23 protein-coding genes and 1 pseudogene are annotated in these 23,575 nt (G+C 63.5%); 14 read left to right on the top strand and 10 right to left on the bottom strand.

What is annotated here, in order from left to right; translation table 11 throughout:
• Positions 1-115: 115 nt before the first annotated feature.
• The gene (locus tag LDZ28_RS24135; RefSeq protein WP_244829909.1) at positions 116-1,453 is read right to left on the bottom strand and encodes an AarF/UbiB family protein; all 1,338 of its coding nucleotides are present in this window, start codon (positions 1,451-1,453) and stop codon (positions 116-118) included.
• Between the two features lie 492 nt (positions 1,454-1,945).
• On the opposite strand from LDZ28_RS24135, the gene LDZ28_RS24130 reads away from it, so the two are divergent.
• The 3 genes from LDZ28_RS24130 to LDZ28_RS24120 all read left to right on the top strand — a co-directional run bounded on the left by LDZ28_RS24130 (position 1,946) and on the right by LDZ28_RS24120 (position 3,878).
• A complete protein-coding gene (locus LDZ28_RS24130; RefSeq protein WP_244829908.1) occupies positions 1,946-2,338 on the top strand; it encodes a hypothetical protein in 393 nt (130 codons plus the stop codon).
• A gap of 540 nt (positions 2,339-2,878) precedes the next feature.
• Complete coding sequence (locus tag LDZ28_RS24125) at positions 2,879-3,289, top strand: hypothetical protein (RefSeq protein ID WP_244829907.1); 411 nt, start codon at positions 2,879-2,881, stop codon at positions 3,287-3,289.
• Between the two features lie 178 nt (positions 3,290-3,467).
• Positions 3,468-3,878: a hypothetical protein gene (locus LDZ28_RS24120; protein WP_244829906.1), complete on the top strand. Its 411-nt coding sequence runs from the start codon at positions 3,468-3,470 to the stop codon at positions 3,876-3,878.
• A 6-nt stretch (positions 3,879-3,884) separates the two neighbouring features.
• Here LDZ28_RS24120 and LDZ28_RS24115 read toward each other — a convergent pair whose 3' ends face one another.
• Positions 3,885-4,322 (bottom strand): response regulator, encoded by a 438-nt coding sequence (locus LDZ28_RS24115; protein ID WP_244829905.1) that lies wholly within the window; start codon positions 4,320-4,322, stop codon positions 3,885-3,887.
• A gap of 228 nt (positions 4,323-4,550) precedes the next feature.
• Here LDZ28_RS24115 and LDZ28_RS24110 point away from each other — a divergent pair, with 228 nt between their 5' ends.
• Positions 4,551-4,793: a hypothetical protein gene (locus LDZ28_RS24110; protein ID WP_244829904.1), complete on the top strand. Its 243-nt coding sequence runs from the start codon at positions 4,551-4,553 to the stop codon at positions 4,791-4,793.
• 10 nt (positions 4,794-4,803) lie between these two features.
• Here LDZ28_RS24110 and LDZ28_RS24105 read toward each other — a convergent pair whose 3' ends face one another.
• The 3 genes from LDZ28_RS24105 to LDZ28_RS24095 are packed head-to-tail and all read right to left on the bottom strand — an operon-like array spanning position 4,804 to position 9,125.
• Positions 4,804-6,378 carry an efflux transporter outer membrane subunit gene (locus LDZ28_RS24105; protein WP_244829903.1) on the bottom strand — a complete coding sequence of 525 codons (1,575 nt, stop codon included), beginning with the start codon at positions 6,376-6,378 and terminating at the stop codon, positions 4,804-4,806.
• On the bottom strand, positions 6,362-7,945 hold the full coding sequence (locus LDZ28_RS24100) for a DHA2 family efflux MFS transporter permease subunit (protein WP_244829902.1): 1,584 nt from the start codon (positions 7,943-7,945) through the stop codon (positions 6,362-6,364). Before LDZ28_RS24100 ends, LDZ28_RS24105 begins: the two co-directional genes overlap by 17 nt.
• Positions 7,946-7,955: 10 nt before the next feature.
• A complete protein-coding gene (locus LDZ28_RS24095) occupies positions 7,956-9,125 on the bottom strand; it encodes an HlyD family secretion protein (protein ID WP_244829901.1) in 1,170 nt (389 codons plus the stop codon).
• Positions 9,126-9,464: 339 nt separating this feature from the next.
• Between LDZ28_RS24095 and LDZ28_RS24090 the strand changes: the two genes are divergently transcribed.
• Complete coding sequence (locus LDZ28_RS24090) at positions 9,465-9,998, top strand: universal stress protein (protein WP_244829900.1); 534 nt, start codon at positions 9,465-9,467, stop codon at positions 9,996-9,998.
• Here the strand turns inward: LDZ28_RS24090 and LDZ28_RS24085 are convergent.
• Positions 9,965-10,711 carry an IclR family transcriptional regulator gene (locus tag LDZ28_RS24085; RefSeq protein WP_244829899.1) on the bottom strand — a complete coding sequence of 249 codons (747 nt, stop codon included), beginning with the start codon at positions 10,709-10,711 and terminating at the stop codon, positions 9,965-9,967. The genes LDZ28_RS24090 and LDZ28_RS24085 overlap by 34 nt on opposite strands.
• 147 nt (positions 10,712-10,858) lie before the next feature.
• On the opposite strand from LDZ28_RS24085, the gene LDZ28_RS24080 reads away from it, so the two are divergent.
• The gene (locus LDZ28_RS24080; protein WP_244829898.1) at positions 10,859-12,046 is read left to right on the top strand and encodes a fumarylacetoacetate hydrolase family protein; all 1,188 of its coding nucleotides are present in this window, start codon (positions 10,859-10,861) and stop codon (positions 12,044-12,046) included.
• Between the two features lie 83 nt (positions 12,047-12,129).
• Here LDZ28_RS24080 and LDZ28_RS24075 read toward each other — a convergent pair whose 3' ends face one another.
• Positions 12,130-13,107 (bottom strand): substrate-binding domain-containing protein, encoded by a 978-nt coding sequence (locus LDZ28_RS24075; protein ID WP_244829897.1) that lies wholly within the window; start codon positions 13,105-13,107, stop codon positions 12,130-12,132.
• Between the two features lie 309 nt (positions 13,108-13,416).
• Entirely contained in the window at positions 13,417-13,923 is a 507-nt protein-coding gene (locus LDZ28_RS24070; protein ID WP_244829896.1) for a GAF domain-containing protein, read from the bottom strand.
• A gap of 328 nt (positions 13,924-14,251) precedes the next feature.
• Here LDZ28_RS24070 and LDZ28_RS24065 point away from each other — a divergent pair, with 328 nt between their 5' ends.
• The 4 genes from LDZ28_RS24065 (at position 14,252) to LDZ28_RS24050 (ending at position 19,109) form a co-directional block, all read left to right on the top strand.
• Entirely contained in the window at positions 14,252-15,493 is a 1,242-nt protein-coding gene (locus tag LDZ28_RS24065) for an ROK family transcriptional regulator (RefSeq protein WP_244829895.1), read from the top strand.
• The gene (locus LDZ28_RS24060) at positions 15,483-17,042 is read left to right on the top strand and encodes a sugar ABC transporter ATP-binding protein (RefSeq protein WP_244829894.1); all 1,560 of its coding nucleotides are present in this window, start codon (positions 15,483-15,485) and stop codon (positions 17,040-17,042) included. The genes LDZ28_RS24065 and LDZ28_RS24060 overlap by 11 nt, the downstream gene beginning before the upstream one ends.
• A gap of 19 nt (positions 17,043-17,061) precedes the next feature.
• On the top strand, positions 17,062-18,078 hold the full coding sequence (locus LDZ28_RS24055; protein ID WP_244829893.1) for a ribose ABC transporter permease: 1,017 nt from the start codon (positions 17,062-17,064) through the stop codon (positions 18,076-18,078).
• Between the two features lie 80 nt (positions 18,079-18,158).
• Positions 18,159-19,109, top strand: a complete 951-nt coding sequence (locus LDZ28_RS24050) for an ABC transporter substrate-binding protein (RefSeq protein ID WP_244829892.1) — start codon at positions 18,159-18,161, stop codon at positions 19,107-19,109.
• A gap of 75 nt (positions 19,110-19,184) precedes the next feature.
• Here the strand turns inward: LDZ28_RS24050 and LDZ28_RS24045 are convergent, their stop codons facing one another.
• Positions 19,185-20,102, bottom strand: coding sequence for a hypothetical protein (locus LDZ28_RS24045; protein WP_244829891.1), 918 nt, complete (start codon positions 20,100-20,102; stop codon positions 19,185-19,187).
• Between the two features lie 135 nt (positions 20,103-20,237).
• On the opposite strand from LDZ28_RS24045, the gene LDZ28_RS24040 reads away from it, so the two are divergent.
• The 3 genes from LDZ28_RS24040 to LDZ28_RS24030 are packed head-to-tail and all read left to right on the top strand — an operon-like array spanning position 20,238 to position 21,693.
• Positions 20,238-20,723 (top strand): molybdopterin-dependent oxidoreductase, encoded by a 486-nt coding sequence (locus LDZ28_RS24040; protein WP_244829890.1) that lies wholly within the window; start codon positions 20,238-20,240, stop codon positions 20,721-20,723.
• Complete coding sequence (locus LDZ28_RS24035; RefSeq protein WP_244829889.1) at positions 20,720-21,268, top strand: nitrogen fixation protein NifQ; 549 nt, start codon at positions 20,720-20,722, stop codon at positions 21,266-21,268. Before LDZ28_RS24040 ends, LDZ28_RS24035 begins: the two co-directional genes overlap by 4 nt.
• 35 nt (positions 21,269-21,303) lie before the next feature.
• Complete coding sequence (locus LDZ28_RS24030) at positions 21,304-21,693, top strand: winged helix-turn-helix domain-containing protein (RefSeq protein WP_244829888.1); 390 nt, start codon at positions 21,304-21,306, stop codon at positions 21,691-21,693.
• Here the strand turns inward: LDZ28_RS24030 and LDZ28_RS24025 are convergent.
• Positions 21,690-23,021 carry a DUF2325 domain-containing protein gene (locus LDZ28_RS24025; RefSeq protein WP_244829887.1) on the bottom strand — a complete coding sequence of 444 codons (1,332 nt, stop codon included), beginning with the start codon at positions 23,019-23,021 and terminating at the stop codon, positions 21,690-21,692. The two genes, LDZ28_RS24030 and LDZ28_RS24025, sit on opposite strands and share 4 nt — an antisense overlap.
• A 248-nt stretch (positions 23,022-23,269) precedes the next feature.
• Between LDZ28_RS24025 and LDZ28_RS24020 the strand changes: the two are divergent.
• A pseudogene (locus LDZ28_RS24020) lies at positions 23,270-23,488 on the top strand (biotin/lipoyl-containing protein); the annotation flags it as partial.
• Positions 23,489-23,575 lie beyond the last annotated feature (87 nt).

Genomic DNA, 23,575 nt, shown 5'->3' with positions numbered 1-23,575 from the left:
GCCTGTAGATCGAATCACTCCGACCGTTTCGATGAAAAGCGACACCGTGCCGAGGCGCGCGAGCCTGCGCATGACCGTCAGCGTGGCCCGCGCATCGCCACGCGGATTGCTTCGCTCACCGCTGCTCCGCACCCGCCCGCTGCGCGATAAGCCGGGGCAAACGCGGCAGCATATGCGGCCAATGAGTGGCTTCGTGCGCGAGCCGCGTCGCGAGACTATGGCAGCCGAACTGATCGCGCGCCAGCCGAGCGATGACCTTGCGCGCGATCTTCCAGACGTCGATGTCGGGCGCAACGTCATGCGCCATGTGCTCGACCGCTTCCATCGTCCGCGACAGCAGCATCGCCCGCGACGCGATGCGCCCGTGCGCCGCGCTGTACATGTGCTCGACGGGCGCCTTGCCGATGGCATCGAATAGATGTGCCACGCCCACACCATGCCGCGTGTGCTTCGTGGAGAAACGTTCCGCCTCGCGCCGATACGTGGCCTCGACACGTACTTCGTGATGGATGGAGTGCGTGTCCGGCCGTCCGTGCTCCAGATGCACGCGCGCAGCCGCCTTGTGATCGCCCTGCAATAGCGCATCCGACACGCCGACGATGAACTCGCGTTCGTGCGCGGCGAAAAACATCGTCGGATTGTCGGCTTCGAGGACGATCTGGCCGAACGTGTCGGGGTCGATGCTCACCCGTGCGCCGGCGGCATCGAGTCCGGCGTGATAGAGGCCCGCGCCGAGCGCCATTTCGAAGAACGCTTCGATGAGCGTCGCAATGAGATCGGCCTGATCCAGTCCGTGACGCGCGAGCGCTTGCGCGTCCGAAAGAGGAATGGTCGCGATGGAACGCGTGGTCAGAACGGCGTCGTTGCAAAAGTCCCAGAGCACTTCCGGCACGGCGAGCCGGTTATCGTCACGCAACCGGTAGCGCAAATAGCTCTGGTCGGCGGCGCGCTGGCGCAGGTCGATCATTGCGTCGACGGTTTCGGTGACGCGACGCACCCATTCGGACGGATGCATGTCGCGCGCCTTGGCCGAACGGCGTTCCGCAAAACGCGCGGCGGCGAGCGCGAGATCGAGATCATCCGCGAGTTCCTGGCGTGCATCCGGACGCAGGAGCGTGACGCGCACCGCCATTTCGCCGATGCGCGCCGCATGCGTCTGCTCCGCGATGCCCGAGCGCAGCGGCGCGGCGCTCACCTGCGTCAGCGCAACACCTTGCGCGCGAAGAGCGGCGGCGGACACATCGCGGAACTGCGTGGCATCGTACGGCGTGAAAAGCCCGTCCATTTCGGTCAGCGCAACGCGCACCGCCGTTTCCGCCAGCGCGGGATGACGTGCGAGCGCGCCGGACGTCGCGTTCAGGACGCGCGGCAACTGCCGCAGCACGGGCAAGCTCGACGCGAGCGGCGCGGCACGCGCTCCATGTAGCGCGAAGAAGCGGGCGACACGCTGCATCGAGGCACCATCCTCGCTATGGTGACTTTCCCGTATGAATGCACGGCCTAGGCGCCAAAGGGTGGCGAGTCGTCGCATGGCAGAGTCGGGCTCGCTGAGTAAGGTTTAAGTTCGCAAACGTGCAATAGACATGCCTCGGTGCAGGCTTTTGAAACGCGTTTTGTCTTCCATGTGTAACACGTTTCAGCCAGCCGTGCGTGTGCTTGGCTTTGTTGCTAGTCGCCTCGAAAGTCGATGGCCAGCTTCTTACCGTCCCGTTTTTCATGTGCTAATTTTATTTAGTACGAGGGATTCGCGAACTCGTCGAACGCGTCGAAGCGACGGCGACATCATGAGCAGTCCGTTGGTCGAAGCCGGATCGCGCATGTTTCACCCGCTCTTTCGACAATTCGCTCCGTTGCATCGAGCGATTCGGATACTCGGATGTGTCTCATTAGATTCTTAAGCCCGATCGAGTTTAATGACACTCATCCCAAGCAAACAAGGTCAGCGATGAAAGCCCCTCAAGTCACGGTAGATGCGCAAGGCAACACGATTGTTTCCCATTCGACACCTATCAGCGAGCACTGCAAGAGCCGCGTGCGTTTGCTTGCATCGCTGGTCGAGATGATTGCCGCGCCCGGTGCCTACGAGCAATTCGCAATGTTTTCGGACGTCATGCAGCGCGATCTTCTGCATCTCATGCACTCGCTTGCGGAAGAGCAAATGCCGCTCGTCGAGGCGCTCGAAAAACACACGGCGCAGGTTTATTACGAGAAGGGCGTGAATGCGGCGCTCGAGCATCGCAGTCGTCAGCAACAAGCGGAAATCGCTGAACCGCCGCCGGTCGAATCAACGGACTACCCGCACATTTCAATGCCGGCTTTCGAAGAAGTTCGGCATTAATAAGGCAGTGTTGTCCTAGTTGCAAATGGAAGGATGGATCGTTGAAGCAGTTGAGGTGGCATCGGATGTGAACCGGTACTAGCATTTTGAAGCACCGGTCGCATCCGCAGTACGCGGTAGTCGAGTAGTGTCGGAAGTAAAGCAGCAGCAGTACGAGAAGTGAGCAGTAACTGTAGCAACGCAGTACCAGTAGTCTGAAGCACCCGCAGTATCCGCCGTACGAGAAAGTGAAGCAGTATCAGAAGCAAAGCAGCACCCGTAGCAAAACGCAGTACGAGAAAGTCAGCAGTACCCGAGCCCCTGCCCTAAGCCAGCAGGGGCTTTTTTCATTTTCGAGTCCGTTTTCAGCGCACCGTCACTTTGTATTATTTTGTCGGCACATGCTGCACATAAATTTCGATACGGTATCGTAATCCCTGCTAGCAACACGTTAGCAATATAAAGAACGACGAAGCCGCGTACTTCATCGAAAAATCATGCTGAGAGGCACTTTTGAGCGCCAGCAATATCATTCCCATCCGCACAAAAGACAGAGGCGCCATGCAGAACCAGGCCGAACAACCAGTCGAGCAAGCCATGTATATCCTCGGGCAGATCGGTGCCGTAATCTGTCACGACCATGGGCCGCGTCCCAACACATCCATCCTCACCAAGATGGCCTCGCGTCCCGCCGAAGGTCTGTGGTTCGCGGTGGCGCGCATGGACGAATTGTGTCCGCCGCAACGCGGTTCGAGACGCACGCTGCTTCGCTGGAAGCATGAGGAAATCGGACGTCTGAGCCGTCTGTTACCGCATCCGCTACCGGCGGATGCCTGCGCCAAAACCCAGATGCCCTTCTGGGCCGGCTATTGTCAGTACTGGGAAGACGTGCTCAAACAGCACGTGCAGCGCGACATCGACAGACTGAGCATCGAACTCAATGGATTGCAGCGCAAGAGCGCGAACCTGTGAGCCGCCGCGAGCCTCGACAGCGTCAGGTTGCGGCGCAGGGGCAACTCGGGCACACTCGCGCGCTCGCCCGCGGCAGTCGATCACCCTTGAGGAATGCTTCCTTGCCGTGCTCGAAAGGCATGCCGCGTCGCACTGCATCGGCGTGCTCAGCCCGAGTTTCAAGGTAAAGGAACAAACGATGGATGAAGTAAAGGTCACGGTCGACAATGACGGGCATCCCGTCATCGGCCATTCGGAATCGATAGAACAGCGCTGCAACCATATCGCGCAGGCCATTGCCGCGCTCGCCGATAGCGTCGCGGCCGCCGACAGTTCCACACAGCGGTCGCTCATGGCGCTTTTGCGCACGCTCACGCACGAGCAACTCGCGCTGACCGCCGCGCTCGGCGACCACGCAGGCGAGTTTTCATCCGACGAAGCGTATCGCAGGACGTACCGCCGTGCCTTCAGAAAAGGGTATAGCGCGGGATTGCAGCGGACCCTGCCGGCGCGTCAGACCGAGACCGTGGAACGGCCGATCAAATCTTCGGGCATCGCAACGAAGCGCCTGCGGCAGGACGCTCTGCGCAACACGGTTCTGGAGCATTGAAGAGGCTCATGCCTGGCGCATCGAATAATACTCATGCAGCACGGCGATCAGCCGGTCGAGTTCGGTCGGCTTGACGAAGTATCCATTGAAGCCCTTCAGCCGCGCGCGCGTTTGATCTTCCAGGCTCGTGCGGCTCGTGTGCGCAATCAGCAGCATGGCGGGATCGGCGGCGCGGATGACTTCGGCGACTTCCCAGCCATCGCCGAGCGGCATCATCAGATCGAGCAGCACCACGCCAGGACGCCACTTGCGCACGGCCGTCACGGCATCGAGCCCGGTATGGGCGGCGCGCACGGTTAAATCGGCGTCCTCGAGCGCGAGACAAATGGCGCGTGTCGCGTTCATGTCGTCGTCGGCAATCAGCACGCGTGGTTCGCCGCTGTCGGCCGAGCGTTCGGGCATCTGCCAAACGGCTTCATCGGTGAGACGGTCAAGTCGTTGCATGTCGTTGCCCTCAAGGAAGCAAGGACGAAAGCAACCCGCGTTCCCTGTTTGGAGCAATTGGCTGTCCTCAGACAGCATATGGCTCACGGCGATTACACTCGGGGATTACCCGATGCCCATGACACCCGCCGTCAGGCGACACGTCGAGCGTTTTTTGCACCGCCGTGACGCCTTCGCTCCCGACATTGGCGCGTCGATGACGTCGCCGCACAACCCGAGGTTCACACGATGTTCGTCGTCTACTGGCTAAGCGGCACATTGAACGAGGCAACGCCCCAGGCCGAACACCGAAGGTTCGATCCCACCGCGCTCGCGGATGCGCTGCACTACGCCGAAGCACTTCGCCGCCGACAGGCGCAAGGCGAGGACATCGCGTTCGTTACTTTGTGCAGCGAGAATCCGCAGTCCGTTGGCAAAGCCGGAGTCGCCGATCCACCCGCCGATTACGCATGGAAGAAACGTCGACGCTAAGCCTTGCGCGTTACGAACGTGCGTCCTTCTGCGCCTGGGCCACGTTCGGATCGTCGTCCTGCCATCCGCCGCCCAGTGACTTATAGACCGCGATGAGATCGGTCGTCACATTCACCGTCGATTGCGCAAGCTGCTCACGGGTCTGCGCAAGCTGGCGCTCCGCATCGAGCACCGTAACGAATGCGGTGATGCCCTTGCGATAAGCATCGGTCGCGAGTTGCAGGCTGATCTCATTGGCATCGACAGTCCGCACGAGCGCCGCACGCCGGTCCTGTTCCGTGCGATACGAAACCAGCGCGTTATCCACGTCCTGCAACGCATTGAGCACGGTCTGCCGATAAGCCAGCCCCGCTTGCGCGGCCTCGGCTTTCGAAATGCGTATGTTGGCGCGCAGCGCCCCGCCTTCGAAGATCGGCAGCGAGATACTCGGCCCGACCGACCAGAACAGACTCGACCAGCGTGCAAGATAGTTCGCCTTCAACGCGCGCGTGCCGACCTGACCCGTCAGCGAGATATCCGGATACAACTGCGCGACGGCCACGCCCACTTCCGCGGTCGCGGCATGCAACTGCGCTTCGGCGCGACGGATGTCGGGGCGACGCCGCGCGAGCGTCGAGGGAAGCCCGATCGGCACCATCGGCGGAACGGGCGGCACGGCGCGCGCATCGGACAACTCGGCATCGAGCGTACCGGGCGGACTGCCTATCAGCACGGCGAGCCCATTCAGCGCCTGCGCGATTTGCGCGTCGAGCGCCGGCAATTGCGCCTGCAGCGTGCCGACTTGCGCACTCGCGCTTTGCACGTCCTGCTGGCTCGTCAGGCCCACGCGCGCCTGCTCGCGCGTGAGATCGAGAATTTGCTGCTCCGCTTCGATCTCGGCGAGCGTGATCTGCTTGATGGACTGTGCGCCGCGCAACTGCGCATACGTGCGCGCCACTTCCGATTCGAGCGAGACGAGCGCGTCGTTGCGGCTTTCCATCTCTGCCTCGGCCTGCGCATTGGCGGACTCCACCGAACGCCGCACGCGCCCGAACAGATCGAGTTCCCACGATGCATCGAAGCCATCTTGATAGATCGTCGCCGGCCCGGTGGCCGAATCGAGACCCTGACGCAGCGTCGCGCCTTGCGCGCCAAGCTGATCGATCTGGTTATAGACGCCTTGCGACTGGAGGATGCCCTTGAGCCCGAGTTGCTCGCGCATCACGCTGGCGCTCGCGTTGACCTGCGGCAAACCCTGCGCCGCTGCCGACACGCTCTGTTCGCGCGCCTGCGCTATCCGCAACACGGCTTGCTGCAAGTTCAGGTTGCCCGCCGCCGCGCGGTCGATCAGCGAGTCGAGCATCGGATCGTTGAACTGCTTCCACCAGCGCGGATCGGGATCGGCGGCAGTCTGCACGACCGATGGCGCATCCGCATGCGGCACGCGCGGATCGTTCTGCGGATTCTGCGAGCGCTGCGTGTCGCTCCAGACCTCGGGGACATCGGCGCTCGGCGCCTTGTAATCGGGTCCGACGGTACACGCGCTCGTCAGCAAGGCGAGCATCAGAATGGAAAGACGCGGCTTCATCTCAATGGCCTCCCGCACCGCCGGCGGCTTTTACCGGCGAGAAGAAAAACGTGAGCGGAATGAACATGAACGAAAAGATCGCGCATGCGGCGAAGACATCGAGATAGGCGAGGATCGTCGCTTGCGAAACGAGCGTCTTGTACATTTGACCCGTTGCGGCCGTCATCGCCTGCGACATGGTCTGGCCCGTGTCCATCAGCGTGCGCGCAATGCGCTGCACCGCGTCGTTGTACGGCTGGTTGAGCGGCGTCAGATGCTCGACCATATGCGCCATGTTCGCCTGCGTGCGCTCGCGGATCATCGCGGTCGCAAGCGAGATGCCGATGGAACCCGCCACGTTGCGAAACATGGTGAAGAGCGCGGAGGCGTCGTTGTTCATCGACTTCGGCAGCGAGAGATAGGCGAGCGTCGTCACCGGCACGAACAGAAAACCGATGGCGGCCGACTGCGCGCTGCGCATCATCGTCAACGTTCTATAGTCGATGTTCGGCACCAGTCGATGCGAGTAGAGCAGCGCGACGCCCATCAGAAAGAAGCCGAAGCCGACCAGATAACGCGTCTGCACGTAGCTCATCAACTTGCTGACGACTGGTATCAGGAACACGATCAACAACGCGCCCGGCGACAGCACGAGACCGGCAAGCGTGGCCGTGTAACCGAGCTGCTGCTGCGCGAGTTGCGGTATCAGCACCGCGCTGCCGTACAGCACCGACGCGAAGCCGACGATGGCCGCCGACCCCAGCGCGAAGTTGCGGTCTTTGAGCACGCGCAGGTCGACCACGGGTCGCTTCGCGTACAACAGCCAGAATGTCGCACCGACGATGCCGACCGCCGCCAGCACCGCGAACGTGATGATGAAGTTCGAATGGAACCAGTCGTCGTCCTCGCCGCGATCGAGAAACACTTGCAGACAGCCGAGTCCGAGCGCGATCAGGCCGATGCCCACGCCGTCGATACCCACGTCCTTGTGGCTCTGCTTCTTTTCCCACGGCGGATCTTCGACGAACTGCATGACCGCGATGGTCGTCAGCACGCCAACCGGCACGTTGAGCAGAAAGACCCAGCGCCAGGTGAAGTTGTCGGTGATCCAGCCGCCGAGCGTCGGCCCGAGAACGGGCGCCACGACGATCGCCACCGCCGAGATCGAAAACGCGCGGCCGCGCTGCTCGGGCGGGAAGGTATCGAGAATGATCGACTGCTGGCTCGGCTGCAAACCGCCGCCGAAAAAGCCCTGCAGAATGCGGAAGATGATGAGCTGCCCGAGATTCGTCGCGATGCCGCACAGAAACGAACACACGGTGAACGCCGCGATGCAGATCAGGAAGTAGCGCTTGCGCCCGAGGATCTTCGAGAAGTAGGCGGACAGCGGCAGCACGATGCCGTTCGCGACGAGATAGGACGTGAGCGTCCACGTGGCTTCGTCGTAGCTCGCGGACATGGTGCCGGAGATGTGCGGCAGCGCGACGTTAACGATGGTCGTATCGAGCACTTCCATGAATGCCGCGAGCGTCACCACGACGGCGATCAACCACGGGTTCGACTTCGGCTTCCAGTTGCTGTGATCGTGCGCGGCGGTATCGCTCATGGCTCGGTTCTCAGTGCGTGAGCATCACGGTCGGCACGACCGACAGCCCGAGCGGCAGCGACGTGCCCGGCTTCATGCCATCGTCGATGACGATTTTCACGGGCACGCGCTGCACGATCTTCACGAAGTTGCCCGTGGCGTTCTCCGCCGGGAACGCGGAGAAACGCGAGCCGCTGCCGAGTTGAACGCTGTCGACGTGACCGTGCAGGTCGAGGCCCGGATAGGCATCGACTTCGAGCTTCACCTTGTCGCCGGGACGCATGCGGTCGAGTTGCGACTCCTTGAAGTTCGCCGTGACCCAGACGCGCGTGGTGACGAGCGTGAGAATCGACGTTCCAGCTTGCAGGAAGGTGCCGTATTGCACGTTGCGCCGCGTGATCCAGCCGTCGGCGGGCGCGCGCAGTTCCGTGTACGAGAGATTCAGTTGCGCGGCTTCGACTTGCGCCTGTGCCTGACGCACTTGCTGGCGCTTCTCTTCGACGGCCGCGATCACGGTGGCTATCTGTTGCGGCACGAGGCTCGCCGTGCGCACTTGCGCACGCGCCTGCGCGACGTTCGCCGCAGCGCTCTTTTGCTGCGCGGTCGCGGTATCGATGTTTTGCTGCGACGTCGCGCGGATATCGACTGATTGCTGACGCTGATACGCCGCGCTCGCCTGCGCGAGATTCGCCCGCGCGTTCTGCTCCTGCGCCTGTGCCTGCGCGAGCTGCGCCGGATACTGCACACGCGCCACTTCGAGCTGCGTTTCCTGCGCATGCAACTGCGCCTGGGCAAGCCCGAGCTGCGCGTTGGCTTGATCGAGTTGCGCCTGATAGTCGCGCGGATCGATCTTGATGAGCAGATCGTCCTTATGCACGAAGCGGTTGTCGTCGATGTTCATCGTCACGACATAGCCCGACACCTTCGGCGCGATGGTCACGGCGTCGCCATCCGTGTACGCGTCGTCGGTGCTGATCTCGTTGCGCGTCATGAACCACCAGATGAAGGCGCCGATAGCCAGCACGACCACGACGACGCCAAGGATGATCAGGGGTTTCTTGCCAGGCCCCTTCTTTTCGCCCTTATCGTCCTTACCGTCTTTACTGTCCTTGCTGTCTTTTTCTTTCTCGCCTTCGTCGTCGCGCTTGCGGTCGTCGTCGCGGTCGTCGTCTTGGGCTTCGGAGTCGTGTTGATCTGGCATCGCCGCTCACTTGTCAGGTTGAAACCCGGACGATGCGCCGGGTGGAACCTCGGGTTCTGGACCTGCGGATGGACCACGCGCAATCGAAGCCGCGTATCCGGGGCGCCCGAGCGGAATCATCCGAGGGCAGGCAACAAGCAAATCGTGTTCCGCGATGGCATTTGTCGGCCTGGCGCGAACGTGCGGGCGGGTTGGCATGAATTTGCGCCTGCCGCGTAAGTGCGACGGCCGGAAGCTTTTAAATGCGCGTTGTAGAAGTTTCCACGCCGCTCATTCGCTCCTAACTTTGTGCGCCGATCATGCGTTTCATCGAATCGAAACCCTGCAACGGAGGCCATCATGTACAAGCACATTCTCGTCGCGGTCAGCACGAGTCTCAGCGAAAGCGCCCTGACCACTGCCATCTCGCGCGCCCGCGACTGCAACGCACGCCTCACCGCGCTGCATGTGGTCGATCAGACGCCGTGGTGGGCTGTCGTCACCGCCGAGTGCAATTTCGCGGAGACCGCCGCGGTCATCGACGATCACGCGCGCGCCGTCACGCGCTATAGCGCCCGGATGATCGAGCGCGCGGGCATCGATGGCGTCGCGCGTAGCATCACGCTGCCGCTGCATGGCGTGAGCATCGGCGAGGCAATTGCCGATGTCGCAAGCGAGATCGGCGCGGACCTAATCGTTTTAGGCGGCGAAGCGGAAACCGGCTGGAGATTTGGCGAAGCGCGCATGCGCGACGTGATCTGCACGCATACGGCATGCGACGTTCTGATTGCATCGCATGGCGTGGGGCACGTGTTCGATACGGGCGAAATGCAGGCGATCGAAGCGCGCTTCACACAAGCTCACAGCGCCCCGCGCAACAACGCCGCAAGCTGAACGATGCCCATCGAAATCTGCTTTTCGCGCTTTGCATCGAGTCTTCCGATGGGCACGCTCGTCGATACCGCCACGCGCTTGCCCGCCGGCGTCATGCCGACATAAGCCGCGAAACACGCAAGCCCTTCTGTCACTTCCTCGCGTTCGAGCGCGAGACCGCTCGTGCGAATGGACGCGAGCTCGCGCAACAGCGCCGCGCGCCGCGTGATGGTGCGCGGCGTTACCGCTTCGAGACGCTCGGGCAGGCGTTCGCTGACGGCATCGTCTGTGAGACCGGCCAGCAGCGCCTTGCCGAGCGCGCAGCAATGCGCGGGCAGCCGCGAACCGAGATCCGATACGAGCCGCACCGGCCGATGCGCGTCCTCGCGCGCGACATACACGACCTGCACGCCATCCAGCACGGCAAGCTGCACGACCTCGTTATGCGTGTTGATGAACGCGCCCGCGCCCTCGCGAAACGCCGCCTGCAGCTTGTCGTGACGCACATACGCGTTGCCGAGCTCGAACAGGCCGACGCCGACCACGTAGCCATCGTCGCGCTTCTCGATCCACTGCATGCGCGCAAGCGTCTCCAGCAGCAAATAGAGCGTGCTGCGCGACAACCCGGTGGTTTCGGCGAGCGTGGCGGCGCGCACGGGCTTGGAGGCGTCGGCGAGCGTCTGAAGAATGTCGCCCGCGCGGCGCAGCGCGGGCACGTCGTAGGCTTTATCCATGTCGATGGTCGCGGTTATTACTAAATCGGAAGCGAGATTGAGACCGCGCATATTCCAACAGGTTGGATAAACATGCAACCCAATGGACACTAACGCACGTGCGGGCTACGATCGTTTTCCCTTTTCCCGTGCACGGTGATCCCACTCATGCAGCCCGTTTCCCTTTCCGCGTATCTGCCCGAAGACTTTGCCGATGCCTTGCTGATCGGCCGCGTATGGCGTCCCGCGCCGGTGAACGGCCCGGCGGTCGTTGCCGTGCGCCGGGGCGAAGTGTTCGACATTACGCGCGCCGCGCCGACCACAGCCGATCTCTTCGACAATCCCGACGCCGTGAACATCGCGCGCACGGCTGAAGGCGAACGCCTCGGCACCGTGGAAGATTTGCTGCAAGCCACGCTCGATGCCGCAACCGACAGTCCACGCCTGCTCGCGCCCTGCGACGTGCAGGCGGTGAAGGCGTGCGGCGTCACCTTCGCGGTGAGCTTGCTGGAACGCGTGATCGAGGAACAGGCGGGCGGCGATGCGACGAAGGCGAAGGAAGTTCGCGAGACCATCAACAAGTTGATCGGCGCGGATCTTTCGAAGATCAAGCCCGGTTCGGAGAGCGCGGCCAAGTTGAAGGCGGAGCTGGAGCGGCGCGGCGCGTGGTCGCAATACATGGAAGTGGGCATTGGGCCGGACGCGGAAGTGTTTTCGAAGTCGCAGCCGATGTCGTCGGTGGGCTTTGGCGCGGACGTGGGGCTTTATCCGACATCGCAATGGAACAACCCGGAGCCGGAGATCGTGCTGGCGGTGAACGCGCGCGGAGAGATCGTTGGCGCCACGCTTGGCAACGACGTGAATCTGCGCGATATCGAAGGCCGTAGCGCGTTGTTGCTCGGCAAGGCGAAGGACAATAACGCTTCGTGCGCGATCGGCCCGTTCGTGCGCCTGTTCGACGAGCGCTTCACGTTGGACACGGTGCGCGGCACGACTTTGTCGCTGCGCATCGAAGGCGCGGACGACGATTTCGTGCTCGAAGGCGTGAGCCATATGAGCGAGATCAGCCGCGATCCCGCCGACCTCGTCAAGCAGACGCATGGCGCGCATCACCAATACCCAGACGGCTTCATGCTGTTCCTCGGGACGATGTTCTCGCCGATCAAGGACCGCGACACGCCGGGCGGCGGCTTTACGCATCATCTCGGCGACGTGGTGACGATTGCCACGCCGAGTCTGGGCGCACTCGTGAACACGGTGCAGCTTTCGACGGAAGTCGAGCCCTGGACGTTTGGGGTGCGCGCGTTGTATCGGAGTCTGGCGGCGCGTGGGTTGTTGGGTGGGGCGGTGGGTTGAGCGAGAGGATCGGCTGAACTTCAGTCTGCGCGCATGGCCCATCTGGCGACGCGCAGGTCATCGAGCGACAGCAGGCATTACGATCACGCGCCCAGCCTCGGCGGGCGCTTCATCCCCTTCGCCACCACCTGCACCGGCGTCTCCATGTACGGCGACAAATCCCGCTGTCGCCGTTTCTCCAGTAGCGCCTTCACGGCGACATCCACGCCGAATACCGCCTGACGCGCACCGAACTGCTCGACCGTCGCAAGCAGGCGCCCGTCTTCCAGCATCGGTTGCACGGCGTCGATGTTGTTATAGCCCGTGACCAGCACGCGGCCTTTTTTCCCGGCGATGCGAATGGCATCGATCGCGCCCATCGCGAGGGTATCGTTCGCGCACAACATGCCGCGCAAGGTCGGGCGCGTGTAGAGCATCTGCAGCGCAATGGACTTGCCGCTCGCGAGACTCCAGTCGCCCGCGTCGGCGGCCGCGACGCGCACGTTCGCCGCGTTCATCGCATCCCTGAAGCCGATGGCGCGCTGCTGCGCGTTGCGGTCGTTCGCCGGTCCTCCGATGATGCCGACTTCATCGCCTGCTTTCAGCTTCGAGCCGAGATAATTGCCGACGAGCCGCGCGCCACGGCGGCTGTCCGGACCAACGAAGGGAATGGTGAACGCCGGGTCGTCGGCGTCGTCGTCGAATGCGTTGTCGATGGCGATCACGATGATGCCCGCGCGTATCGCCTTCGTGGCCGAGGGAAGCAGCGCTTTCGAATCCGTCGGCGCGATCACGATGGCCTGGACCTTCGCATCGATCAAAGACTCGACGATTTGAATTTGCGCGGCGACGTCGTTGTCGCCCTGCGTGCCGCGCGCGATCAAATCCAGTTGCGACGCGAAATGGCGCTGGTAGTTGTTTGCGCCGTCGATCATGGACACGACGAAAGGATCGTTCACCGACTTCATCACGAGCGCGATGGTAGCGCGGCCATCGGCGGCGCGCGCATCGCGAACACGAACCAGGCCGCTCGCGCTCAGGGCGCACGCGGCAAGCAGACGGCGGCGGGCAAGGCTCGGCATCGGAATGGAGGGCGTTAGGGTCGCCCCATTGTAGCCGCAGGCGGGGAAGACGCTTGCCGAAACGCAGCGAACTACCGCGTGGCCACGTTCGACGGATGGATTGCGTTGAGCGGAGTGATGCCGCGCACGGCCAGCGAACTATTGCGGGATTGCTCCCACTGCGTGAGACGCGTTGAGCGGAGTAGAGCCGCAAGCGCCCAGCGAACTACCGCGTGATCTCGACCGGAGCGTGTCTCGCGTCGAGCTAAACGGGAACTGCAAGCGCATACCGCGCCGATTGCAAAACCGCGCGCTTCAAAGAAACGGCCATCAGCCCTTCGCGCGCTTGCTCCACGCAATCGCTACGAACGCCGTGCACAGCGCCTCCATGCCCGTGGCGTCTTCATCGTCGAAGCGGCCGGGAATCGGGCTATCCACATCCCATACGCCGATCAGAACGCCAGCGGCATCGACGAGCGGCACGACGATCTCCGAACGCGACGCCGAGTCGCACGTGATATGACCCGGAAACGCCTCGACGTCCGGCACGACTTGCGTGCGCCGGTCGCGTGCCGCCGTGCCGCACACGCCGCGTCCAAGCGCAATTCGCACGCACGCCGGCTTGCCTTGAAACGGCCCGACGACGAGCTCGGCGCCGTCGAAAAGATAAAAGCCCGCCCAATTCAAATCAGGCAGCGAGTGAAAAACCAGCGCCGAAAAGTTAGCCGCGTTGGCGATGAAATCGCTTTCGTCCGCCAGCAGCGAGCGCACCTGTTGAAGCAGATCGTCGTACTGGGCAGTTTTACTCGCGTGGGCCGACTGAGAGATCGAAAACATGATGGCGCAACCGCAATGTCGAAAAGTGTCGCCGACGATAGCACAACGCTCATCGCCACGCAGGCAAAGGCACGGACGCCCGAAACTTGGAACTGCAGGGTCTATCGCCTAGTGTGAAAGGCGCACATTCGTCGGGAGCGTTGCTTGCAACGCATGCCACGGATGGTTTTCATTCGCTGCTTAAAAGCAGGCTTGGGGAATTCCCTCTCTTTACAAGAACGCGCCGCCGTCTTTAAATAAATCAACTTGATTTAATTAATGCCCCGCATGAGGGCGACACGAGACAACGAGCAGCGCTTCATGCGCTGACTCGACAGGAGACAGGCGCGTGAAACCAGCAAGCGGCAGAGGCAGCAACTCCGCGAACGTCCGGCGCTACAACGAACGCCTGCTGTTGCAGGCGCTGCGGCGCACCGAGCCCGCATCGAAGGCCGATCTCGCGCGTCACGCGAATCTGACGAGCACGGCGGTTGGCAGCATCATCGAGTCGCTCGGCAAGGCCGGGCTCATCGAGTACACCGGACGCCGGATCGAAGGCCAGCGCGGTCAGCCGGCCGCGCTCATCCGGCTCGATCCACGCGGCGCGTTCGGTATCGGCGTGCGGCTGGACCGCACCGGCATCGAGACGGTGCTCGTCAATTTCGCGGGCGACGTGCTCGGGCGCAGCGCCATCGACATGGTGCTGCCGCATCCGTCGGTCGTGCTCGAAATCGTGCGGCGCGATGTCGAACAGATGCTCGCGCTGCTTAGCGCGTCCGAACGTGAACGGCTCGCGGGCATCGGCATCGCGCAGCCGTTCAATCTCGGCAGCTGGCTGCGCGAGCTCGGCCTGCCCGCCGAAAACTTCCGCGCCTGGGACGAAACCGATTTCCCCGACGCCCTATCGCGCGCGCTCAACCTGCCCGTCTTCAGCGAAAACGACGGCAACGCCGCCGCCACCGCAGAACTGTTCTACGGTCACGGCCGCACGTGCGACGACTTCATCTACCTGTTCCTGGGCTCGGCGATCGGCGGCGGCATTGCCATCGACGGCGATTGTCTGCGCGGCGCATCCGGCAACGCGGGCGATATCGGCGTGATTCCCGTGCCGCCAAGCCGCCTGCCGTCCGCCCCGCAACCCGTTGGGCAGTGGGACATTTTGCTGTCGCGCGCCTCGCTCAATGCGCTCGTGCGGCATCTGCACTACAGCGGCGCGGCGGCGGACAACCGCGTCGACTTGCAGGCGTGCATCGAACAACGCCTGCCCGCCGTCGACGAATGGATCGAGGATTGCATCGAAGCCCTCGCGCCCGCGTTGCGCGCAACCTTGTGCGTGCTCGACGTGCCGATGGTCGTGATCGATTCCGACATCGACGGCGGCCTGCTCGACCGGCTCGTCGCGCGCCTCCGGACCACGATGACCGCCAACGCGCCCGAGGCACGCGGCACGCCCGCGCTCGTGCGCGGCACCTTCGGCCCGGATGCGGGCGCGATCGGCGCCGCCACGTTGCCCATGTTCTACAACTTCTCCCCGCGCGCCGGCTTTCGCCACGCGGGCATCAAAACGCAAGAGGTGAACCATGCCGCATGACACCGCGGACCCGCGTACGCCGCTTCTGGAAATGCGCGGCATCAGCAAGACGTTTCCGGGCGTGCGCGCGCTGAACGACGTCCGTCTTTCGGTCTTTCCAGGCGAAGTGCATTCGCTGATGGGCGAAAACGGCGCGGGCAAATCCACGCTCATGAAAATCCTGTCGGGCGCATATCAGGCCGATGCAGGCGGGCAAATTCTCATCGATGGCAAGCCGGTCGTCATCGACGGTCCGCTCGCGGCGCGTGCGCTCGGCGTCGCCGTGATTTATCAGGAACTGAGTCTCGCGCCCAACCTTTCGGTGGCCGAGAACATCTACGCGGGCCGCGAACTGCGCAAGGGCCGAGGTCCGTGGTCCGTCGTGGATCGCGCCGGCATGGAGCGCGGCTGCGTGGACGTATTGAAGCGGCTGGGCGCGTCGTTCAAGCCGCACACGCTCGTCGGCGATCTTTCCATCGCGGAACGGCAGCTCGTGGAAATCGCGCGCGCCGTGCACGCCCACGCGCGCATCCTCGTGATGGACGAGCCGACCACGCCGCTCTCATCGCGCGAAACGGACAGGCTGTTCGAGCTCGTGCGCACATTGCGCGCGGAAGGCATCGCAATCATCTACATCAGCCATCGCATGGCGGAGATTTACGAGCTGTCGGATCGCGTTTCCGTGCTGCGCGACGGCAGCTACGTCGGCACGCTCAAGCGCGACGAACTCTCCGCCGAGAGCCTCGTGAAGATGATGGTGGGCCGCGACATCTCCGGCTTCTACAAGAAGGAACACGCGCCTTACGATCCCGGCAAGATCGTGCTGTCGGTGCGCGATATCGCCGACGACCGCCGCGTGCGCGGCTGCAGTCTCGAACTGCACGCGGGCGAAGTGCTCGGCATCGCGGGACTCGTCGGCGCGGGACGCACGGAACTCGCGCGCCTCATCTTCGGCGCGGAAGAACGCACGCGCGGCGACATCCTGATGCACGGCAAGCCGCTCAAGGTGCGCACGCCGCGCGATGCCATCGACGCCGGCCTCGTCTATCTCACCGAAGACCGCAAGGGTCAGGGCTTGTTTCTCGACATGAGCGTGCGCGACAACATCAACGTCGCGGTCGCCGGACGCGATTCCAAGATGGGCGTGATGGACATTGCGCACGGCAACAACCGCGCGCGCGAGGCAATCGCCGCGCTCACCATCCGCGTGCCGAACATGCGGGTGAACGCGGGCGCGTTATCGGGCGGCAACCAGCAGAAGGTGCTGCTATCGCGTCTGCTCGAAACGCGGCCGCACGTGCTGATCCTCGATGAACCGACGCGCGGTGTCGACATCGGCGCGAAGTCGGAGATTTATCGAATCATCAACGAACTGGCGCGCTCGGGCGTCGGCCTCATCGTTATTTCGAGCGAGTTGCCGGAAGTGATCGGCGTGGCCGACCGCGTGCTCGTCATGCGCGAAGGCCTGATAGCGGGCGAACTCGGCGGACATTCCGGCAAGCCGATTTCGCAGGAAGGGATCATCGAACTGGCGACGGGCTCGAAGGTCAAGCTCGATCAGGCCGCATAAAAGCACATTGGAGAGAGACATGGCTAACACCACCAAGCAGGACAACGTCGGGCCAGGCGCGGCGGAACGGCAGACGCGCATCGAACATCGCGAGCGCATGCAGGTCCTGATGCGCACCGCCGGCATGTTGCCGGTGCTGATTCTGCTGTGCATCGGCTTCGGCATCGTCACCGATGGCTTCTTCAGCCTGCAGAACATGTCGATCGTCACGCAGCAGGCGTCGATCAACATCGTGCTCGCGGCGGGCATGACCTTCGTCATTCTCACGGGCGGCATCGACTTGTCGGTCGGCTCGATCCTGTCCGCGGCGGCTGTCACCGCGCTGCTCGCGTCGAACCTGCCGCATCTCGGCTGGCTCGGCATTCCGGCCGCGCTTGCCGTCGGTCTCGGCTTCGGCGTGGTCAACGGGCTGCTGATCTCGCTGCTCAAACTGCCGCCGTTCATCGTGACGCTCGGTTCGCTCACGGCGGTGCGCGGCATTGCGCGGCTCATCGGTAACGATACGACCATCTTCAACCCGCAGCTGTCGTTCGCGTTCATCGGCAACGACACGGTGCTCGGCGTGCCGTGGCTCGTGATCATCGCGCTCGCGGTCGTCGCCATTTCGTGGTTCATTCTGCGCCGCACGGTGCTCGGCCTGCGCATCTATTCGGTCGGCGGCAATCCGGAGGCGGCGCGGCTCTCGGGCATCAAGGTGTGGGGCATCCAGCTTTTCGTCTACGCGATGTCGGGACTGCTCGCCGGTCTCGGCGCGGTGATGTCGGCGGCGCGGCTCTATGCGGCGAACGGTCTGCAACTCGGCCAATCGTATGAACTCGATGCCATCGCCGCGGTCATTCTCGGCGGCACGAGTTTCGTGGGCGGCGTGGGGTCGATCGTCGGGACGCTGGTCGGGGCGCTGATCATCGCCGTGCTGTCGAATGGACTCGTGCTGCTCGGCGTGTCGGATATCTGGCAGTACATCATCAAGGGTCTCGTCATCATCGGCGCGGTGGCGCTCGACCGTTACCGCCAGCGCGGTTCGGCCCGAACCTGAAGTTTCGCTTTGAAAACACCGGGCGCATGCAGGTCCGCCTGCGCCCGTCCAACTCGAATGGACCCACTGGAGACAACAACATGCGCAAACACAACAAGCTTTTCGCCAGCGTCGCACTCGCAGTCGGTTTTTGCGCGGCGCTGCCCGCCGCGCAGGCCGCCGACAAGCAACTGAAGTCGGTCGGCATCACGGTCGGCTCGCTCGGCAATCCGTACTTCGTGACCATCTCGCGCGGCGCGGAAGCCAAGGCCAAGCAGATCAATCCGAGCGTCAAGGTCACGGCGGTATCGTCGGATTACGACATGAACAAGCAGTTCACGCAGATCGACAACTTCATCTCCGCGCACGTCGACATGATCCTGCTCAACGCGGTCGATCCGAAGGCGATCGAACCCGCCGTGAAGAAGGCGAAGGCGGCGGGCATCGTGGTGGTCGCGGTCGACGTGGCCGCTGCCGGAACGGACGCCACCGTGCAGACCAACAACGTGCAGGCGGGCGAACTCGCGTGCGATTTCCTCGCGAAGAAGCTCAACGGCAAGGGCAACGTGGTGATCGAGAACGGGCCGCAGGTTTCGGCCGTGACGGATCGCGTGAAGGGTTGCAAGGCGGAACTGGCGAAGAATCCGGGCATCAAGGTGCTATCCGACGACCAGGACGCGAAGGGTTCGCGCGAAGGCGGCATGAACGCGATGCAAGGTTATCTCACGCGGTTTCCGAAGCTCGACGGCCTCTTCGCGATCAACGATCCGCAAGCCATCGGCAGCGATCTCGCGGCGAAGCAACTGCGTCGCAACAATATCGTGATCACGTCGGTGGATGGTGCGCCGGATATCGAAAACGCGCTCAAGACCGATACGCAGATTCAGGCTTCCGCGAGTCAGGACCCGTGGTCGATGGCGCAGCAGGCGGTGAGCGTCGGTTACGACTTGATGAACGGCAAGAAGCCGAGCAGCACGATGATCCTCATGCCGTCGACGCTCGTCACGCGCGAAAACGTGGCGAATTACAAGGGCTGGTCGTCGCCGCGTTGAGGTTCGACGTGACGTAGGCGCGAAAGAAGGCGGCGAATGCGTCGCCTTCTTTTTTTGGGTCGACCTTGGGCTCGCTCATCTGATCGGCAACACGCGCAGCGCGCTCGTCTTGCCCGACGACGCACCCGCGCGATCCACCGCGATCAGCCGCTTGCGCGCGACATCGACGGCCACGCCGCGAGGCGCGTCGAAGTCGCTGGCGATGACCGCCGCCGTACCGCGCTTCGACACACTGCACAACGCGTGCGCGCCGCATTTCGTGTAGAGCGTGCCATCGGGCGATGCGGCCATGAGATCGGGCGCATCGACGGTGGCGAACACATTGGTGGCCTGCACCGGGCCGCCCGCCGTGCGCGCGTCCTGCAGATCGACCTTGAAGATGCGGTTCGCCGCCTGATCGCTGATGAACAGCGTGTCGCCGACGACCGCGAGGCCCACCGGCTTCTTCAGGCCGATGACGAGATCGCGCTCGGTCACGCTGCCCGGCGTCGCGCCACGCGTGATCAGGCTAACGCCGCCCATCGACGGCGCATCGCCTTCCTTGCCGAACCAGCTCGACAGAAACGTGCCGCTGTCCAGCACGACGAGCCCGAGGCGGCGTCGCGACGGGTTTGCATCGGCGGCAAGTGCCACTTGTCCGCTCGCGGCGATGTCGAACACCGCGCTGTTCTTGCCGAAGCCGAAGCGCTCGACGAGCAGATGTCCGTTCGGCGCAAACGCAATCTGACTGAGCGCGCCGCGCTCGCCTTCCTGCGCGGGAATGCGCGCGTAGAGCGAAAAGTCGGGCGATGCAGCGTCGAGACTCGAGGTCATCACGATGCTGTTGGTCTTGTCGTCGGTGACGAACACCGCGCCATCCGACGCGCGCACCGCGACGCCGTTCGGCGAGCCGGAAAGCTGGACCGTCTGCGGCGCGCTGACCGAGCCTCCGCCCGAAGTGCATGCGGCGGTGACGAACGCCAAAATCGCGATCCACGCAGGACGACGACTCATGAAGGCTCTCCCGTTGGCCGGAAACGATAGTTGTGAATAATGCCGCATCCATGATCATCATGCCGCGAAAGGCATGGCATCGTACAATCTGCCGTAATATATTCAGCGATACATCGCATCTGCCCGGTCATCGCCATGAATCACGCGCATTCGCTCAGCCTTTCACCTGTCGTTCAGATTGGCGGCGCGGTCGAACGTCCGCTCGTGCTCGATGTCGCCGCCTTGCGCGAGTTTGCGAGCGCGAGCATCGCTCCCTTCGATCTCGTCTGCTTTTCGACCGGACGTTATATTCGACCAGTGGAACGATATCAGGGCGTGCAGTTGCGCGTGCTGCTCGACGCCGCTGGCGTGCGCCGTCCCGGCAGCACGGATTTCAAGCGCACCGTGTTTCTCGCGCATGCGCACGATGGCTATGCAGTGACGTTTTCCTGGCATGAGCTTTTCAACACGCCCGTGGGCGAGCAAGTGATCGTGGCGTATGCGTGTGCGGACCGCGAACTCGGCGTCGAAGATGGCCTGCCGGTGCTGGTGTCCGGCGCGGATACGGTGCACGCGCCGCGCCACCTGAAGCGGCTGGTACGCGTGGATGCCCACGTGCTCGGCAGCGGCCACTCGCCATGAACGTGAACGCGGCGGCGCGCGCCCTTCTCGCTCGCGCGGCCCATGCAGCCGTGCCCGATACGGTGTTGTTCGCGCGGTTGATCGGCGCGCGCATGGAAGCCGGCGATGTATTGCTGCTCGGTCTTAACAAGCCGGAACTCGATGCCCTGACCACGCGCCATTTCACGCAGACGATCGACGGCGATCATACGCCGCCGTGGACGCCGCACCGCGTCTTCGTACACGATCTTCATGCGCTTCTGATGCGCCATGACGTGACGCTGACACATTCTCCCGACGACGCGCATTGTCTCGCGATGATCATCGCCACGGCGTGCCTGCGTCCCGACCATTTATGGCGCGATCTCGGACTCGATGGCCGCGCCGATGTCAGCGCCATGCTCGAACGCCATTACCCCGCGCTCGCCGCGCGCAACGTCGACGAAATGCGCTGGAAGAAGTTCCTCGCGTACGAGGTGGCGAGCGCAAACGGCGTTGCGCCGACCTGCGCGCCGGGCTGTCCGGGTTGCGAGGATTACCGCTTCTGCTATCCGTTTCGCCAGTAGCGTTCGGAGGGTCTCGTTCGTGTATTCTCTCGGGCATGGCCACATCCCTCAAAACGAAACCTGCGGCGACGGCCCAAGAAGCCGTCGAAGTGCGCTTTCGCATGCGCATCCGCAAAGGTGAAGCAATCGCGCTCGGGCCGGGCAAAGTGGTGCTTCTCGAAGCCGTGCGCGAACACGGTTCGATCTCGGCGGCGGCGCGTAGTCTCGGCATGTCGTATCGGCGCGCGTGGCTGCTCATCGACGAATTGAACCGCTCGCTGAAGTCGCCCGCGACCGTCTCGGAGCAAGGCGGCCAGAGCGGCGGCGGCTGCGTGTTGACGCCCGTGGGCGAACGCATCGTGCAGCTTTACCGCGATATCGAAACCGAAGCGCACGCCGCGTGCGCCGGACACATCGGCGCACTGACGAAGCTCCTCAAGTCCTAACCGTGGCGCAGGCAGAACGCCGAACGCGGCGGCGCGCTCGTGCGGGTCACGCGCTCGTCGACATCCAGCCGCGCGACGAATTCCACGAAACTCGCCACGCTCGCCGTGCGCAACGGCGCGTAGTCCACGCCGTGACGGTCGCAGACGCGCTTCAACGTGTTCATCGAATCATGGTCGATGCAGTCCACCGGAAACAGCACCACGTCCGCGTTCGGCAGCGCGGCGGCGAGCAATCCCTTGCGATCCTCGATACCGCCATCGTGCACGGTGAGCGCGCCGCCTGCCGTTTCGACGAGCGACTTCAACACGGCGTTCGAGTTCGGTCTGCCGCCCACATAGACGATGCGTTTGCCGTTCACCCAGTCAAAGGCGCGCTGACGCGTGCCGGACGCTTCGGCGTTATCGAGCGTCGCGCGTTCCAGCGCCGCGCATTCCGCCTGCACGACTTTCAATAGCGCTTGTGCCTCGGCGAGCCGCGCGCGCAGCGTCTCGGCTTCGTCCTTTTCCTGCTGCGCGCGCCGTTCCGCGGCTTCGCGACGGCTCGTATGCAGCGCGAGACGGCGCTCGCCTTCCTCGGCCTTTTCGCGCAGGCGTCGCACTTCTTCCTCGAGTTCGCTCGGGTCCGTTTCCGGCTTGCGTTCGCCTTGCGCCGCCAACTCGCTCAACTGGCGCAGCGACGCGTCGCGCTCGCCGCTCACTTCCAGCAGACGCGCCTGCTGCCGTTCGATCTTGTCGCGCAGCTCCGCGTTCTCTTTTTCGAGCGCCACGAGACGCCGGATATCCGCGCGATTCGCCGCGCCCACGAGATGCGAGAGCATGTGCAGCTCGCCAAACGCCGACTGCCTCACTTCGATATTCGCGTGCGGGTGCGTCATCAGCGCCCAGTAGGCGGGCGGGATGTCGCCGGACTTGAGCGCATCGGACCAAAGGTCGAGCAGTGCGTCGCTGCTGCGCGCGGCATCGAAACGGCGGAGCGCGCCTGAATAACGTTCGTCGAGCGCCTTGTTGAGCGCCTTCGCGCCCGCGCCGCCCGCAATCGCCAGTTCGACCGCCGCGTGGTGAATGTCGAGATCGCTCGCGTGATGACGGTCCAGGTTAGTGAACTTCGGCACCAGCTTGCGCAACTCGTTGGTGGAGAGACAAGTACCGATGATCGAGCAATGCAGATGCGAATCCAGCTCGGAGAGCCGCACGCGCTTCCTCGCGCCGCGCGCGTCGGCAGCCACGGCCGCGACTCGTTGCGGCTGCGGCTCGCAACATGCGTCGGACGTGTGCGCGTGCATGTCGATGCGAGTCGGGCGGGCAAGTGGAAACGGAGGGGCCTGCATGATCACCTCATGTTCGATCGGGCGGGAATGGTCGGTCCGCGTCTGTTTTCGCAATATACCACCGAATATAGCGAGGGCCGTCCGGCAAGCGGCAGTGCGGCGAGCGTGCCGCACACGGCGTATCCTGTGGCTTCTGCGCGGCCGGGACGGACAAAACGGATGCAAACAGATGCAAACGGAGGCAAGCGCCCCGCCCTTCGCCGCCGCACGGTTTCCATCGCACAAGCATGCTCACAAGGAGAATCTGAATGGCAAGGGTTGAAGTCAAGGTTCCGCAGCTTTCCGAGTCCGTCACCGAGGCAACGCTGTTGCCCTGGAAAAAGAAAGCGGGCGACCCGGTGACGCAAGACGAAATCCTCGTCGAACTGGAAACCGACAAAGTCGTGCTGGAAGTTCCCGCGCCGTCGTCCGGTGTGCTAGGCGAGCTTCTCAAGAAGGAAGGCGATATCGTCCACGCGGATGAAATCCTCGCCGCCATCGATACGGAAGGAAAAGCCGCGGCAGCGCCCGCGCCGGCTCCGGCTGCCGAGAAGCCGGCCGCCGCGCCTGAAAAG

Origin of the sequence: Caballeronia sp. TF1N1 (assembly GCF_022878925.1) — a bacterium.
In the GTDB taxonomy this organism is placed as follows: domain Bacteria; phylum Pseudomonadota; class Gammaproteobacteria; order Burkholderiales; family Burkholderiaceae; genus Caballeronia.
Note: the sequence above shows the minus strand (reverse complement) of the source record. Positions and strands in the feature narration are given on the sequence as shown.

Bases quoted from the DNA above. Each gene is read 5' to 3' on its own strand.
- LDZ28_RS24135 (WP_244829909.1), bottom strand. From the start codon at position 1,453: ATGCAGCGTGTCGCCCGCTTCTTCGCGCTACATGGAGCGCGTGCCGCG.
- LDZ28_RS24130 (WP_244829908.1), top strand. From the start codon at position 1,946: ATGAAAGCCCCTCAAGTCACGGTAGATGCGCAAGGCAACACGATTGTT.
- LDZ28_RS24125 (WP_244829907.1), top strand. From the start codon at position 2,879: ATGCAGAACCAGGCCGAACAACCAGTCGAGCAAGCCATGTATATCCTC.
- LDZ28_RS24120 (WP_244829906.1), top strand. From the start codon at position 3,468: ATGGATGAAGTAAAGGTCACGGTCGACAATGACGGGCATCCCGTCATC.
- LDZ28_RS24115 (WP_244829905.1), bottom strand. From the start codon at position 4,322: ATGCAACGACTTGACCGTCTCACCGATGAAGCCGTTTGGCAGATGCCC.
- LDZ28_RS24110 (WP_244829904.1), top strand. From the start codon at position 4,551: ATGTTCGTCGTCTACTGGCTAAGCGGCACATTGAACGAGGCAACGCCC.
- LDZ28_RS24100 (WP_244829902.1), bottom strand. From the start codon at position 7,945: ATGAGCGATACCGCCGCGCACGATCACAGCAACTGGAAGCCGAAGTCG.
- LDZ28_RS24095 (WP_244829901.1), bottom strand. From the start codon at position 9,125: ATGCCAGATCAACACGACTCCGAAGCCCAAGACGACGACCGCGACGAC.
- LDZ28_RS24090 (WP_244829900.1), top strand. From the start codon at position 9,465: ATGTACAAGCACATTCTCGTCGCGGTCAGCACGAGTCTCAGCGAAAGC.
- LDZ28_RS24085 (WP_244829899.1), bottom strand. From the start codon at position 10,711: ATGGATAAAGCCTACGACGTGCCCGCGCTGCGCCGCGCGGGCGACATT.
- LDZ28_RS24080 (WP_244829898.1), top strand. From the start codon at position 10,859: ATGCAGCCCGTTTCCCTTTCCGCGTATCTGCCCGAAGACTTTGCCGAT.
- LDZ28_RS24075 (WP_244829897.1), bottom strand. From the start codon at position 13,107: ATGCCGAGCCTTGCCCGCCGCCGTCTGCTTGCCGCGTGCGCCCTGAGC.
- LDZ28_RS24070 (WP_244829896.1), bottom strand. From the start codon at position 13,923: ATGTTTTCGATCTCTCAGTCGGCCCACGCGAGTAAAACTGCCCAGTAC.
- LDZ28_RS24060 (WP_244829894.1), top strand. From the start codon at position 15,483: ATGCCGCATGACACCGCGGACCCGCGTACGCCGCTTCTGGAAATGCGC.
- LDZ28_RS24055 (WP_244829893.1), top strand. From the start codon at position 17,062: ATGGCTAACACCACCAAGCAGGACAACGTCGGGCCAGGCGCGGCGGAA.
- LDZ28_RS24050 (WP_244829892.1), top strand. From the start codon at position 18,159: ATGCGCAAACACAACAAGCTTTTCGCCAGCGTCGCACTCGCAGTCGGT.
- LDZ28_RS24045 (WP_244829891.1), bottom strand. From the start codon at position 20,102: ATGAGTCGTCGTCCTGCGTGGATCGCGATTTTGGCGTTCGTCACCGCC.
- LDZ28_RS24040 (WP_244829890.1), top strand. From the start codon at position 20,238: ATGAATCACGCGCATTCGCTCAGCCTTTCACCTGTCGTTCAGATTGGC.
- LDZ28_RS24035 (WP_244829889.1), top strand. From the start codon at position 20,720: ATGAACGTGAACGCGGCGGCGCGCGCCCTTCTCGCTCGCGCGGCCCAT.
- LDZ28_RS24030 (WP_244829888.1), top strand. From the start codon at position 21,304: ATGGCCACATCCCTCAAAACGAAACCTGCGGCGACGGCCCAAGAAGCC.
- LDZ28_RS24025 (WP_244829887.1), bottom strand. From the start codon at position 23,021: ATGCAGGCCCCTCCGTTTCCACTTGCCCGCCCGACTCGCATCGACATG.